The 11,809-nt window shown below is 63.3% G+C and carries 14 protein-coding genes and 1 tRNA gene; 3 read left to right on the top strand and 12 right to left on the bottom strand.

The window, feature by feature from the left end:
• The coding region (locus ABC977_RS17700) for a helicase HerA-like domain-containing protein (RefSeq protein WP_369668601.1) at positions 1–1,251 on the bottom strand (1,251 nt) is incomplete at its 3' end.
• Positions 1,252–1,478: 227 nt separating this feature from the next.
• On the opposite strand from ABC977_RS17700, the gene ABC977_RS17695 reads away from it, so the two are divergent.
• Both ABC977_RS17695 and ABC977_RS17690 read left to right on the top strand, forming a co-directional pair.
• The gene (locus tag ABC977_RS17695; RefSeq protein ID WP_369668600.1) at positions 1,479–1,949 is read left to right on the top strand and encodes a rhodanese-like domain-containing protein; all 471 of its coding nucleotides are present in this window, start codon (positions 1,479–1,481) and stop codon (positions 1,947–1,949) included.
• Between the two features lie 185 nt (positions 1,950–2,134).
• Positions 2,135–2,211: transfer RNA gene (locus ABC977_RS17690), tRNA-Arg, on the top strand.
• Positions 2,212–2,556: 345 nt separating this feature from the next.
• Here ABC977_RS17690 and ABC977_RS17685 read toward each other — a convergent pair.
• From ABC977_RS17685 to ABC977_RS17675, 3 genes are all read right to left on the bottom strand, one after another.
• Positions 2,557–2,958 carry a hypothetical protein gene (locus ABC977_RS17685; protein ID WP_369668599.1) on the bottom strand — a complete coding sequence of 134 codons (402 nt, stop codon included), beginning with the start codon at positions 2,956–2,958 and terminating at the stop codon, positions 2,557–2,559.
• A gap of 905 nt (positions 2,959–3,863) precedes the next feature.
• Positions 3,864–4,034 carry a hypothetical protein gene (locus ABC977_RS17680; protein ID WP_369668598.1) on the bottom strand — a complete coding sequence of 57 codons (171 nt, stop codon included), beginning with the start codon at positions 4,032–4,034 and terminating at the stop codon, positions 3,864–3,866.
• Positions 4,035–4,363: 329 nt separating this feature from the next.
• Positions 4,364–4,615, bottom strand: coding sequence for a helix-turn-helix domain-containing protein (locus tag ABC977_RS17675; RefSeq protein ID WP_323011837.1), 252 nt, complete (start codon positions 4,613–4,615; stop codon positions 4,364–4,366).
• A 124-nt stretch (positions 4,616–4,739) separates the two neighbouring features.
• On the opposite strand from ABC977_RS17675, the gene ABC977_RS17670 reads away from it, so the two are divergent.
• Complete coding sequence (locus ABC977_RS17670; RefSeq protein ID WP_369668597.1) at positions 4,740–5,945, top strand: tyrosine-type recombinase/integrase; 1,206 nt, start codon at positions 4,740–4,742, stop codon at positions 5,943–5,945.
• Here the strand turns inward: ABC977_RS17670 and ABC977_RS17665 are convergent, their stop codons facing one another.
• The 8 genes from ABC977_RS17665 to ABC977_RS17630 form a co-directional block, all read right to left on the bottom strand.
• On the bottom strand, positions 5,946–6,455 hold the full coding sequence (locus ABC977_RS17665; RefSeq protein WP_369668596.1) for a PIN domain-containing protein: 510 nt from the start codon (positions 6,453–6,455) through the stop codon (positions 5,946–5,948). It lies immediately after the preceding gene.
• Positions 6,436–7,515, bottom strand: coding sequence for a helix-turn-helix domain-containing protein (locus ABC977_RS17660; RefSeq protein ID WP_369668595.1), 1,080 nt, complete (start codon positions 7,513–7,515; stop codon positions 6,436–6,438). The genes ABC977_RS17665 and ABC977_RS17660 overlap by 20 nt, the downstream gene beginning before the upstream one ends.
• A gap of 155 nt (positions 7,516–7,670) precedes the next feature.
• Complete coding sequence (locus tag ABC977_RS17655) at positions 7,671–8,099, bottom strand: holin family protein (protein ID WP_369668594.1); 429 nt, start codon at positions 8,097–8,099, stop codon at positions 7,671–7,673.
• Positions 8,096–8,290: a putative peptidoglycan-binding domain-containing protein gene (locus ABC977_RS17650; RefSeq protein WP_369668593.1), complete on the bottom strand. Its 195-nt coding sequence runs from the start codon at positions 8,288–8,290 to the stop codon at positions 8,096–8,098. The genes ABC977_RS17655 and ABC977_RS17650 overlap by 4 nt, the downstream gene beginning before the upstream one ends.
• Complete coding sequence (locus ABC977_RS17645) at positions 8,287–8,586, bottom strand: hypothetical protein (protein ID WP_369668592.1); 300 nt, start codon at positions 8,584–8,586, stop codon at positions 8,287–8,289. The genes ABC977_RS17650 and ABC977_RS17645 overlap by 4 nt, the downstream gene beginning before the upstream one ends.
• Positions 8,583–9,206, bottom strand: a complete 624-nt coding sequence (locus ABC977_RS17640; protein ID WP_369668591.1) for a hypothetical protein — start codon at positions 9,204–9,206, stop codon at positions 8,583–8,585. The genes ABC977_RS17645 and ABC977_RS17640 overlap by 4 nt, the downstream gene beginning before the upstream one ends.
• Positions 9,203–11,509: a DUF3987 domain-containing protein gene (locus tag ABC977_RS17635; RefSeq protein ID WP_369668590.1), complete on the bottom strand. Its 2,307-nt coding sequence runs from the start codon at positions 11,507–11,509 to the stop codon at positions 9,203–9,205. Before ABC977_RS17635 ends, ABC977_RS17640 begins: the two co-directional genes overlap by 4 nt.
• Before the next feature lie 117 nt (positions 11,510–11,626).
• The coding region (locus ABC977_RS17630; RefSeq protein ID WP_369668589.1) for a helix-turn-helix transcriptional regulator at positions 11,627–11,809 on the bottom strand (183 nt) is incomplete at its 5' end.

Genomic DNA, 11,809 nt, shown 5'->3' with positions numbered 1-11,809 from the left:
GTACGCCGAGACCCGGTCGACAGCCACATCATAGACACCGGCGACCAGCGACGAGGCCATGACCGCCCGGCGTTCAGCGGTATCGATCGGTCCGATGCGGCTGCCGGGCGGTGCGACGAGGACGCGCGCGACCATGGTCGGGATGCCCGATGGATCGAGCGCCGAGACGAGCGCTTCGCCGACACCCAGTTCGCTGATCGCCCGCTCGGTATCGAGCGCCGGGTTTGGCCGGAAGGTCTGGGCCGCGGCCCGAACCGCGCGCTGATCGCGCGGCGTGAAGGCGCGCAGCGCGTGCTGGACGCGGTTGCCGAGCTGACCGAGGATGCTGTCGGGGACGTCGAGCGGATTCTGGGTGACGAAATAGACGCCTACACCCTTGGATCGGATCAGTCGCACGACCTGTTCGACCTTGTCGACCAGCACCTTGGGGGCGTCCGAAAAGAGCAGATGGGCCTCGTCGAAGAAGAACACGAGCTTCGGCTTGTCGCGGTCGCCGACCTCGGGCAGCTGTTCGAACAGCTCGGACAGCAGCCACAGCAGGAAGGTCGCATAGACCGCTGGCGTGTGGATCAGCCGGTCAGCGGCGAGCACGTTGACGATCCCGCGCCCCCGCTCGTCGGTCTGCATCAAGTCCTGGATGTCGAGTGCCGGCTCGCCGAACAGATTGGCGCCGCCTTGTTGCTCGAGGGCCAGCAAGCGGCGCTGTATGGCCCCGACACTGGCCGCCGACACGTTGCCGAATGCCGTGCGCAATTCCCCGGCGTTGTCGGCGACATAACCCAGCATCGCGCGCAGATCCTTGAGATCCAGCAGCAGCCAACCCTTCTCATCGGCGACGTGGAACACGACGTTGAGAACCCCTTCCTGAACCTCGTTGAGCTGGAGAAGACGGCCCAGCAGCAGGGGGCCCATCTCCGAGATCGTGGTGCGGACCGGATGGCCCTGTTCCCCGAGGATGTCCCAGAAGGTGACCGGACAGGCCGAGTAGTCGAAGTTCGAGAGGCCGAGCTTGGCCACCCGGTCGGCGACGCGCTGGTTCTGTCCGCCCGGTTGGCTTATGCCGCCGAGATCACCCTTGATGTCGGCGAGGAAGACCGGCACCCCGATGCGGCTGAAGGATTCGGCCAACCGCTGCAGGGTCACGGTTTTCCCTGTTCCGGTGGCCCCGGCGACCAGGCCATGGCGGTTCGCCATCCGCGGCAGAATGCCAATTGGCTGGGAGCCCTTTCCGATGAGTATGAGATCAGACATCCGTCACGCTCCTGCGATCGCTTGAAGAATCAACCAACGCTAATATTACGGGCAGGACAGGACAGGGCAAGGGGCGGGGCGGAGCGGGGTCGGCGAACCGTCTCGTGGTTGCGAAATCTCGTAGCGGGCCAGGCGGGGCTGCGGTCTGATGCCGGCTGCGAATCGCGCCTGGTCAAGCGAACCTCGCGGGCCCGAGTCCGATCGAATCATGTTGTTTGGAGTCGTCGATGAAAAGAGCTGTAGCAACCACTGCCGGCCTCCTGGGGCTGGTTTCTCTCGTTGTCGTTGTTAGCACGGGCTGTCAGTGGGATTCCTCCGCCTCCCTCTCGGAGCATGACATCTCGGCCCCGGATTCCTGGGCGTTGGCGAGCCAGGGCGAGATGACCATCATCGACATTCGCACCCCGCGCGAATGGCGCCAGACCGGCGTCGTCGCCGGCGTGCGCGAGATCGACATGCAGCATCCCGGTGGGCTGGAGGGCTTTGTGCGCGAACTCTTAGCCGAGGTTGACGGCGACAAGGATGCCCCGATCGGACTCATCTGCCGAACCGGCAATCGCAGCGGTCAGGTCCAGCAGGTTTTGACGGCGGTGGGTTTCACGAACGTCTACAACATCGCCGAAGGGATGGCCGGAAGCCGGGCTGGCCCGGGCTGGTTGCGGCGCGGCCTGCCGGTCGAATCCTGTACCCGCTGTTAGCTTTCCGCCCTCGGCTCTATCCGAGCACACGGAGGACAGCGTATATCTCTGGTTGACGTCCGTTCGTCCGCTGCCGATAATACCGGTCTCAGCTTGGTCCAGCAGGCCCAAGCCGCCGCTCAATCAGTCCGCAGGCATGCGCGGCTGGATAGAGCCTCCAGGGATGGAGCGTCCTCGTTTGCTTAGCGCCCGTAGCTCAGCTGGATAGAGTACCTGGCTACGAACCAGGTGGTCGGGAGTTCGAATCTCTCCGGGCGCGCCAATAAAACAACGGCTTAGGCGATTCGTCCCTGAGCCGTTTTTCGTTGTGCCACATTTTTGCCACAGTTGAGAGCCGGGATTGTGGCAAGCGGTGACGTGCCACAGTGCCGGCCGGTGCCTCGCCGATCCGTCACGGCCGCGTCACGGGCATGGTCGGCGCGGTGTCTGGGCCTCGGCGTACCCGTGCGCGGGCGGCCGTATCACGCACCAGTGCTGGCAGCACGCGCGTGGTGGGCCAGTCGATTGATCGGCTCGGCCTATCTGGCATGGCTTGCGAGGCACGTCGGTCGACTATCGCTCGATCGGCGCCATGCCCGACAGGCAAGGCCATGCCAAGAGGTTTCGCCTATCGTCCTGTCGCGTGTACCCGTGGACGACAGCGCGCCAGCTCGGCCTTGAGCGCTTCGATCTGCCTGTCCTGCTCGGCGATCCGGTCGCGTAGGGCGTCGCGCTCGGTGACAACCTTGTCGGCGATCTTCGCGGTGCGAGCGTGGGCGTTCTCCTTGGCGGCCAAGGCGCGTTGCAGCTGATCCACCTTCAGCGCGAGCCGATCGCCCTCGGCGTTCAAGCGGGCGATCTCGGCTTGGGCCAGTTCAATTGCTCGGCGCAGTTCGTCGGCCTCGGGGCTAGCGGCCTGGGCGAGCTTCGCACGTTGACGGTCCCGGTAGCGGGCCTGTCGCTCGGCGGCGGTCATCGCTCGGCCCGTCGGCGGTCGCCCGCGGGTCTTGGGTTCGGTGGTCTCGGTCATCGGCGTCACGTCACGGTAATTGGGATGCCGCGATTATGCGTGACGTGACGGGGTGCGGGGAAGGGATGCAGGTTATGGGTCGGACAGAATCCATAGTAAGGCGTCTATGCGTCGCGGGTGGCGCGGCGCTGGACCTCGGGCCGTAGTGTTTTGGTGTTAAGTGGGCTGCTTCTACATGGGTTTTGTAGCCGCAGATAACGCAGGCGGAACCATACTTTTCGATGACCCTGGCGCGGAATCGCGCGTCTCGCTTTATTCTTGTTCCCTCAATTGCAACTCGCTCAGTGGTTGAAACAACCCCGTCTTGGTAGAAGTCGGGACGTTGCCGCCCTAAGGCGTCGACCCGGTAACCTGGCAAATGGTCGAAATCTTTCGACGGACTGCTGACGTTAGCCGCGTCAGATCGCTCGAAACCGCCGGGAGGGGTATCTACACGTCGCGCACCCTGTACACGCCGAGATTCTTGGCTGGAGGTCGGTTTGCGCGGCGAGATTCCTTCAGCGATCCGTCGCTTCCCGGGACTCACTTTTCGTCGAGCCAGTTCTCGGTCGATTGACGCGAGACGCTTTCCTACGGCTGAGGATCGTGCCCGCACAAGACCCTCAGTAGTCATGTTGCGCAGACTACTGATTCCCCGACTCTCAGTGTTCCTCTCGGTGGCCTGTTTTGATCCACCAGGGATTCTTTTCGCTCTCTCGCCACCAAGTCCGCCTCGTCTTGCCACGTTTTTCTACCTCGCCGTTCTTGCTCGTCGAACATGCCTGGAGTTGGCGGAACATCAGCGTTAGTTCGCGTTGAAAGTCGCTGTTGCCGCCGGACAAGGCCGCCGGTGTCGATCTACCCTCGGGGCGGTTGAACGCTCAGCGCCGCAGGAACAAACAGTAAGCGCAGGTTGCCTGTCGAAGCTACGATAGACAAGCCGAGGCACATAGACGAGGGGTGTAGATGGTGGCCATGCCGGCGCCATGGATATCGATTGCTGTGGGCGCCAACTGGTCGGCCGCCGCTTCCTCCGCCCGAGCCACTTCGAGGGCCTGTTGTGCTTGCGCCAGTTGTCTTTCAGCTTCGGTGGTCATGCTCGATTCCTCGTGTGGTGGTGAATCAGTGTGCATAATAGCTAGCTACCCTGCAATCCATTTGTAAGTCAAAGACTTACGCGCGTTTTGAAGCCCTCAAAGCACCCACTTCCGACCATTTTCCTACCGCAAAAGGCATATTTTCAGTCTGATCGGATATTTCATTTTTCTTTTCAAAGACTTAGCCCCGTCACCTATCTATATAGACGCAATTTACAGCCAATCCGACGTACCAACTACCTACCAACCGAAGCCATCTAGTGCAAAGGCCACCCAATGCGTCTCATCAGGTGGCCTTCGTGCCTTTTGGGTGGCTCGGGATGCTGTGCTCATTGTGGCGCATCAGGCGGGTTTTGTGCCTTCAGAATCACCCCGATGGCTCCGTCATCGCGGGTGACGAATTCGATGCCGGCCAGGGTCAGGGCCTTGGCCACCTTGTTGAGTGTGGAGCCACGGCTGTCGGCCAGTGCCCCTTCCATGCGCAGCAGCGCCGACATCGAGATGCCCGAGGCCTTGAGCAGGTCCTCCCGGCTCCAGCCCAGCATCGCGCGCGCGGCGCGGATCTGTCTTCCGTCGATCATGGTCGACTCCTTCTCTTTTGCTCGGTCTTGGCAGGTAAATATTTCTGTTTTATTAGACGTGTTTTATGTCTTTTGCGGCGCATTATATCGTAGCATGACCCTCAATAGATAGAGGAGCACGACGATGCCAGCACAAGCGTTGACGACCGAGTTCCTGGCGACACTGCCAGGTCGCGAGCCTGCCTCCGGGGCCGTGAGTTACTTCGATACGGAGATCAAGGGCTTCTTGCTGGAGCATCGCGCCAGCGGTGGCGCGACCTTCTACTTCCGCTACCGCGATGCCGCCGGCAAGGTGCGACTGAACCGGATTGGCCGGGCTGATGAGATTTCGGTGTCGGACGCCCGGGCCAAGGCGCACAAAATGAAGCAGATGGTCACCGAGGGTGGCGATCCCAAGGTGGAGAGCCATCGCTTCAAGGATGTGCCGACCTTCGGGGATTTCGTGGCCGAGCGGTATCTGCCCTACGCCAAGACCCGCAAGCGCAGCTGGGAGACGGATGAGACGATGCTGCGCAATCACCTGCTGCCGGTGTTTGCCGATTTCCGGATGAACCGGATCACCCGCTCGGATGTGGTGGCCTTCCACCACGCCGTGTTCGAGAAGGGTTACGCAGTCGGGACTTGCAACCGGATGATTGTGCTGATGAAGTTCATCTACAACTGCGCGATCCGCTGGGACATCCTGCCGCCCAAGAGCAACCCGTGTGATGGCGTGGAGCCCTTTGAGGACCACGGTGCGCGGGAACGTTACCTGACCACAGAAGAAGTGCAGCGGCTGTTTGACGAGTTGGACACCAACCGCAATGTGCAGGTGGGCCAGGTGATCCGGCTGCTGCTTTACACAGGTGCCCGCAAGCGCGAGGTCCTGGACGCCCGGTGGGACGAGATCGATTTCAACCGTCGGCTGCTGACGGTGCCGGCGGCACGGTCGAAATCGAAGAAGCCGCGCCACATTCCGCTCTCCGATGCGGCCATCGAGTTGCTGCAGGCACTGCCCCGGCAGGAGGACATCCCCTGGGTGTTCTTCAACCCGAAGACGAAGAAGCCGCCGGTGTCGATCTTTTACGCCTGGGACTCGATCAGGAAGAAGGTGGGCTTGGGCGAGGTGCGGCTGCACGACCTGCGCCACAGCTACGCGAGTTTCCTGGGCAATGCCGGGCGGTCGCTGTACGAGGTGCAAAAGCTCCTCGGGCACCACGATCCGAAGGTGACGATGCGCTACGCGCACTTGTCGCCGCAGGCGATGCTCGAGGCGGTCAATGTGGTGGGGAATGTCGTGGGGCGTCGGCCGGTGGTGGCGAATCAGGCTGCGGTGGCGGCTACGGTGTAATCAGCGCAACGCCTCAAGCATCTTTTCTGCATCAGGCCAGGGCAAGCGACGCTTGCCCTCTTTCATTTTGTGCAAGGCCTTGAGCGCCTCGTCCACCGTCAGCAGCTGGTTTTCGACCATGGCACACAGCAGACCGATGGTGCCCATGACCGTGACCGACTCCTTGATGGCCACGATGCGCAAGTTGGCATCACCTGTCAGTAGCGTGCAGGATTCTTGTTTCGCCAGTGCCAGCGCCAGGTAATCGTTGTGACTGGGCTTGGCGCCGTTCTTGGCAGGCAGCGTCGGGTTGTACTGACCCGGCAGCAGGGCGGCGTATTTCACGAAGTCACCGCTGACCTCCATGATCTGCAAACCCATCTGCTCAAGCCCCGGACTGCCCTCTTCGATCTCTTCGTAGTACAGCAGATCAGGGATGCCGAACTGCATCGGAAGCCGGAACAGCGTCTCCATCAACGCTCCGGCTTCCATGTCGATCAAGATGTTGGCATCACTGATAAGCAACCGCATCCGACGACTCCAGCTGGCGTTCTTTGTGGAAGCGCATCATCGGGATGCCCAAAAGTTCTGCAGCCTTGCCCTCAGAGATGTACTGCTCGGCCAAGGCCCGGTAGACCAACTGATCGAAAAGGCGTGGATGCTCCTGTGGCAACGGATCACCGGGCTCGTTCTTGCGCCAGCCCCTGACAGAAAACCGTTTGACTATCGATAGGTGAAACGCATCGGTGATCACCCCACATTGCTTGGCCCGTTGCAGCCATCCGGCCATCGATAGCCCGAACTCGTGCTTGAGCGCATACAACTCTTGCCATTCCAGTGCGTGACGCTGTTGTCCCAGTAGATGAATCACCGCCACACGCGGGGCCAAGAAAGCACCGGCAAAACGGTCACAGGCTTTCTCTTCATCTAGACCCTCAGCCAGTCGCCCCTCCAGGAGCAAATGCCCCAGCTCGTGTGCCAAGGTGAAACGCTGCCGATCACCAGGCCAGAGTTTGGACACGACCACCACGGGATACTCTCGACCGTCATTGGTGCGAGCCTTGGCGGTCAATCCCGAGAACTTGGGGTTATCTTCGTCGACCACGATGACCAGCAAACCAACCGCTTCGAGGGTGTCGGTGAGGTCAGCGATGGGGTTCATGCCCAGTTGCCAGGCATTGCGAACCCGATCCGAGAAGGCCTCGATCTCATCGAGCGACTCGATGCGTTCAGGCAGGCCTTCAGGCGGTGCAAACGCCTGCAGCGGTGATTCAGGGAAGGCGCCGAGCAACTCGACACGCTTTTCCACCAACTCCACCACCTTGAGCTTGAGGGCATCCTGCGCCGTCTTGCCAAAGGAGGAGAGCTTGCGGAACTCCGGCTGGAGCAGCTCTACCGTGTGCGTGCGGAAAAAATACTCGGTGCGGATGCCGCAGGCACGTGCCAGCTTGAGCAGCTGCATTGATGATGGCGTCAGCAGACCCTTCTCGTACTTCTGGATGGCGGTGTGCGACACACCGACTTTTTCGCCCAAAGCACCCAGCGTCAGACCTGCCGCCAGTCGTGCTTGACGAATGCGATCTGCAATCATGACGCCTCCTTGGGTTTGGTTTAAATGAATGCATATCCTAACAAATTTTTAAACCTACGAGAAGCCCAAACGCAAAAATCCCCCGACCCCACCATCAGTCAAGGCAGTGAGATCGGGGGGTCGTCGTTTCAGGTTGTCGTGTCGGGCAGTACCGATCAGCGGGCCGGACCACGCCACTTGTCAAAGCTGCGCGCCCCGGTGTAGCCCAGGTAGCCAGCACCGAAGAGCCACCACAGGCTCTCGGGCACCGCGCCCAGTAGCTTGTTCAGGTTCTCCGCCGCCTGGAAGACATGCGTCGGCCACCAGATGCCGATGATGGCGCCCATCACGCACAGCAGGATCACACCGTAGATCACGTACAGAAACGTCGGACGTGCCCGGCTGGTCCAGGGGTCGGCCGAGTTGGCCTCAGCCAGGATCGCCGAGAGACTCGTCTGCATCTCCTGCAGGGCCAGCTGCCCTTCGGCTTGCAGTAGGGCGAGCTTGGCTTTCTCGCGTTCGGCCGGGTCCGGCACCAGGCGGTCGATGAGTCGGCTGCCGGCTTCGAGCAAGCCCGGGGCCAAGGTGGTGAGGATCGGGGTCATACCGTGCCCTCCACGAACTCCGCCATCCGGTTCATCCAGCCAGCGGCAAACGCCGACTGCTCGGGATCGTTGGTGATCAGCCGTCCGAGATGGCGCAAGCGCTGGCCCAGCACCTTGCCGTAGAGCACACCTTGATCGGCGGCAGCGAGTGCAGCACGGGTCTTGGGGCCGATGACGCCATCGGCGGTCACGCCCAGTGAGCTGACGGGTCTTGATCGTGCGGGCGCACCTGCATCGCACCCAGCGAGCCGACGATCGGTGCGAGTGCCGCCACTACCAACGGGATCTGGAGCGGGGTGCCAACTTCGAGGCACGAAAACCCTGAGTCGCCAGGCGCGGTGTGGACCAGGTAGATGCGCGGACCCGCGAGTATGCCGGCCGTCTGGTCGCCGCCACGGGCCAGGGCTTCGCGCACTGCGGTCGCGCAGCGGTCGGCCTCGGCCAGTCGCAGGATCTCAGCGTCGTCGCCGTAGGTTCGGATGTTCATCGGTCGCCCTCGAATTGATCGCAGTTCAGGGAGTGATTCGGCCACGGCCAGCACGAGCCAGGCTTCCGGCTCGCTGGTGCGTCGATACGGCAGCCGCCAAGGCCACCTGTGGGATTGGTGCTGTCGCGCTCGAAGTGCGCGCAGGTTGCGCATACGGCCGCCTGACGGGCAGGTTTCTGCGCTGTCTCGGGTTGCGCCTCGATGCCCGCGGCAGCGGCTCGCTCGAGGTAGAAAGCCAACGCCTCGGGGTCGCTGGCGGCCCTGGCCAAGACCTCGGCGGTGGTGGCCTCGTCGTGCTCGCCGATCTGGGCCAGCCAGCCGCGGACCAGCGCCTCGTCGCCGGCTGCCAGTGTGCCGTCGGGCAGCGGCTCGGCCCCGGGCTCGATCGCTTGGGCGTCGGGCCAGAGACCGCGGACCTCGGCCAGCGAGGCGGGTGGCGTGTAGCTGACGCTGATCCGCTCGCCCGACGGCAGGGTGACCAGCCACAGGCGGCGGCCGGTGGTGTCGGTGCCGTCCGGAAAAACCTGGTTCGCAGAATTCGCAGTATTCGCACAATCCCGATTCTGCGAATTGTGCGAATTGTGCGAATAGGCTTCGGGCATCAAGTTTCGCCAGCTCATCGCCATGCCTCCGCCAGCTCAGGCCGGACCTCGATCGTCGGCGATGGCTTCCTGCCGGGGCCGTCGCGGCGCGCCTCGACGACGCGGACATATCCGCGCTCAACCAGTGTGTCCAGGGCGCTTTCAAGTGCCGCGACTCGCGGGAAGGTGCCCTTCAGTCCCTCGAACACCTGGCGAACCGTTGCATCGACTCTCCGCCCGCGCTCAAGCCACTGCCAAACCTTGCGGGCGGCGGCTAGTTCGGGGTCGGCGTCCATCAACCCCATGACAGCGATGCCATGCTCAAGGGTTAGCGCGGCGAACTCCAGGGCTCGCCCCATCGTGTCGATGCTGATCGGCGTTTCCCATGGCGCACCGTGGGCATGCTCGATGCCGTGCATAACAGCGGCGTAGCGGGCGGCCGTGCCGGGAACCTTGGCGGCCAAATCCGTCATGGACTCCAGATCGTTACCGGGCCGCATACGCACCTCGACTGCGCGAGCGAAGTCCAACCACTCGGCGTAGGCGGCGGGTGAAAGCCTCAGCAGGCGGGGCCGTTCCTCATTCGCAGAATTCGCAGAATTCGCAGAATTCACCGGCCCCCACTCCAGCATGGCGCGGATGCCGGCGTCATACTCGGCGGCCAAGCCTTCAGGGACGCGGGCGCCAGGGCGATCCGCTCCCAGTTGGCGGTACCCCAGCGGCGACGGTGGCAACAGGTACGCGAACCTGGCGAGCAGCCCACGGCCGCGGAAGCCGGGGCGCATCGACAGCCCGCGCAGCACGTCCGGCTGTGGTGACAGTCCGATGGTGAGGCGCGGGCGTAGCAGAAAGACGGGTGGGCGGCTTCCGCGGTCCACTCGCTCGGCGTCGCCGCTCCATGCCTTCAGCACCAGATCAAGGTTCGGGATGCCGTTGGAGTACCGGCCGGCCAACAGATCGAACAACCCGGCCTCCGACGACAGCCACGCCATACACTCGCCTTGCTCCGCGAGCAGCGCTCCCAAGCGTTCCGGTGTCGCGTCACTGGTCCATAGTTGCGGTAGGGCTGGAATCTCGGGCACCTGCCCCTCTAGGTCGGCGGCCAGGTTTGTGGCTTCCCGGATTTCGGCGGTGTTTGTTGTCTTGGCGGCCGAAGCGCGCGCGGCGTTGGCTCGGACTTGCAGCGTCTTGGCTTCGCTCTGCGCATGGGCGATCTTGGGCGCGACGATTTCGGCTTGCTCGCGCTCCCACGCGACAAGCGGCGCGCATACGGCCGACTGCACAGCGGATTTGCGGTTGCCGGGTGGTAGCGCGACAGCTAACCAGGTATTTGTGTTCTCGAAGTGTCCGGGCGCCACCATGACGGACATGCGACGGGCACACGGGACACTACAGGCGGCCAGCGTTAGGGCGCCGGCTAGCTCGGGCGGGGTCTCGGTCGCGATGGCCAACGCGGCGGCATAGCGGCCTGCCCAGCCAGGCAGCAGGTCGGGGCGGAGCCTAGGCAGCTCGCGGCCGGTGTCGAGGCGCACCAGGTCTGGCCACTCGTCAGGCTCGCGGGACTCTGCCGATCCCCCCGGCGGCTTCGTGCAAACCGACTGCGCGAGCGCAGCCACCTCGGCATCGGGCAATGGCGGTCTGCACTTCGCGAGGTTCTCTGCGCGCAACGCAGCCAGGACGGCGCCATCGGTAAGCCCTTTGGCGCGCAGCGATCGCCCAAGGCGGAACAGGGTATCGTTGCGCCGGCCGGACTCGATCTGATCTGGTGCTGCCGATGTCTGTGCTGATGGCGCCTCGGCGGTTGGCGGCGCAAGCACGGCGTTCAGCAACCAGTCCGGCGCAGCCGCCGATCGCGCACCCTCCGTCGGATCGCTGGACCCTTCCCAGGCATAACAGCGCCCATCGGGCAGCCGTGACGGTGGCAGGATCACATACCCGCCGTCGCCCCGGATGTCGAGGTTTGGGCCGAGCTTGGACGCTGAGTTCGGGATGCGAACGTCGCCACCTGGATGCCGGAAGTAGATGTGCCGTCCACCGCGCGGCGTCATAGCCTCGACGGTATCCGGCAGCGATCCATGGCCGTTGACGAGCTGGAAAAGCGACGACTCGCCATCCTTCCCGGTGAGCGGATCGTTATCAACGTCGAGGACGAACACCTTGGTGACGGCGCCGGTCGGCATACCGATCAGGGCATTTGGCCAGCGCTGCCACCATTGGCGAATCTGGTCCTTGTCGGTGGTGGCGTCCTTGAACCCGTGCGCAGTCAGCGGGCGCTTGTTCTCAGGGTTGCACGGGAATACTGGAATCCCGCGGGTGGCGTGTGTCAGCGCGGCATCGCCCATGGTAGAATTCAGGGCGTTGGTTTGATCTGCCTGCCCCGCGCCTCGGTCGCCGTCCACGATCGGGGCGTTTTCATTTGCAGGTGGCGGTCTGGTTGCGGTTGCGTCCATTGCCTACCCTCACGCTGCCCGCTCTCGCGCCGCATGCTGCTCGCGCTGTTCAAGCCACTTCTGAACCGAAGCCTTCAAGTAGACGGGCGTCCTCCCGAAGTACGTCCGTGGCGGGCCGATGCGCTCAGCCCACCAGCGGTCAAGGGTGCGGATCGTGACGCCGAGTTCGTCGGCCAGTTGGGGCTTCGTATA

The organism is Thioalkalicoccus limnaeus (assembly GCF_041197575.1).
Classification (GTDB): domain Bacteria; phylum Pseudomonadota; class Gammaproteobacteria; order Chromatiales; family Chromatiaceae; genus Thioalkalicoccus; species Thioalkalicoccus limnaeus.
Note: the sequence above shows the minus strand (reverse complement) of the source record. Positions and strands in the feature narration are given on the sequence as shown.

Excerpts from the sequence above, each read along its gene's own strand:
- ABC977_RS17695 (WP_369668600.1), top strand. The coding sequence starts at position 1,479 with ATGAAAAGAGCTGTAGCAACCACTGCCGGCCTCCTGGGGCTGGTTTCT.
- ABC977_RS17685 (WP_369668599.1), bottom strand. The coding sequence starts at position 2,958 with ATGACCGAGACCACCGAACCCAAGACCCGCGGGCGACCGCCGACGGGC.
- ABC977_RS17680 (WP_369668598.1), bottom strand. The coding sequence starts at position 4,034 with ATGACCACCGAAGCTGAAAGACAACTGGCGCAAGCACAACAGGCCCTC.
- ABC977_RS17675 (WP_323011837.1), bottom strand. The coding sequence starts at position 4,615 with ATGATCGACGGAAGACAGATCCGCGCCGCGCGCGCGATGCTGGGCTGG.
- ABC977_RS17670 (WP_369668597.1), top strand. The coding sequence starts at position 4,740 with ATGCCAGCACAAGCGTTGACGACCGAGTTCCTGGCGACACTGCCAGGT.
- ABC977_RS17665 (WP_369668596.1), bottom strand. The coding sequence starts at position 6,455 with ATGCGGTTGCTTATCAGTGATGCCAACATCTTGATCGACATGGAAGCC.
- ABC977_RS17660 (WP_369668595.1), bottom strand. The coding sequence starts at position 7,515 with ATGATTGCAGATCGCATTCGTCAAGCACGACTGGCGGCAGGTCTGACG.
- ABC977_RS17655 (WP_369668594.1), bottom strand. The coding sequence starts at position 8,099 with ATGACCCCGATCCTCACCACCTTGGCCCCGGGCTTGCTCGAAGCCGGC.
- ABC977_RS17645 (WP_369668592.1), bottom strand. The coding sequence starts at position 8,586 with ATGAACATCCGAACCTACGGCGACGACGCTGAGATCCTGCGACTGGCC.
- ABC977_RS17640 (WP_369668591.1), bottom strand. The coding sequence starts at position 9,206 with ATGAGCTGGCGAAACTTGATGCCCGAAGCCTATTCGCACAATTCGCAC.
- ABC977_RS17635 (WP_369668590.1), bottom strand. The coding sequence starts at position 11,509 with ATGGGCGATGCCGCGCTGACACACGCCACCCGCGGGATTCCAGTATTC.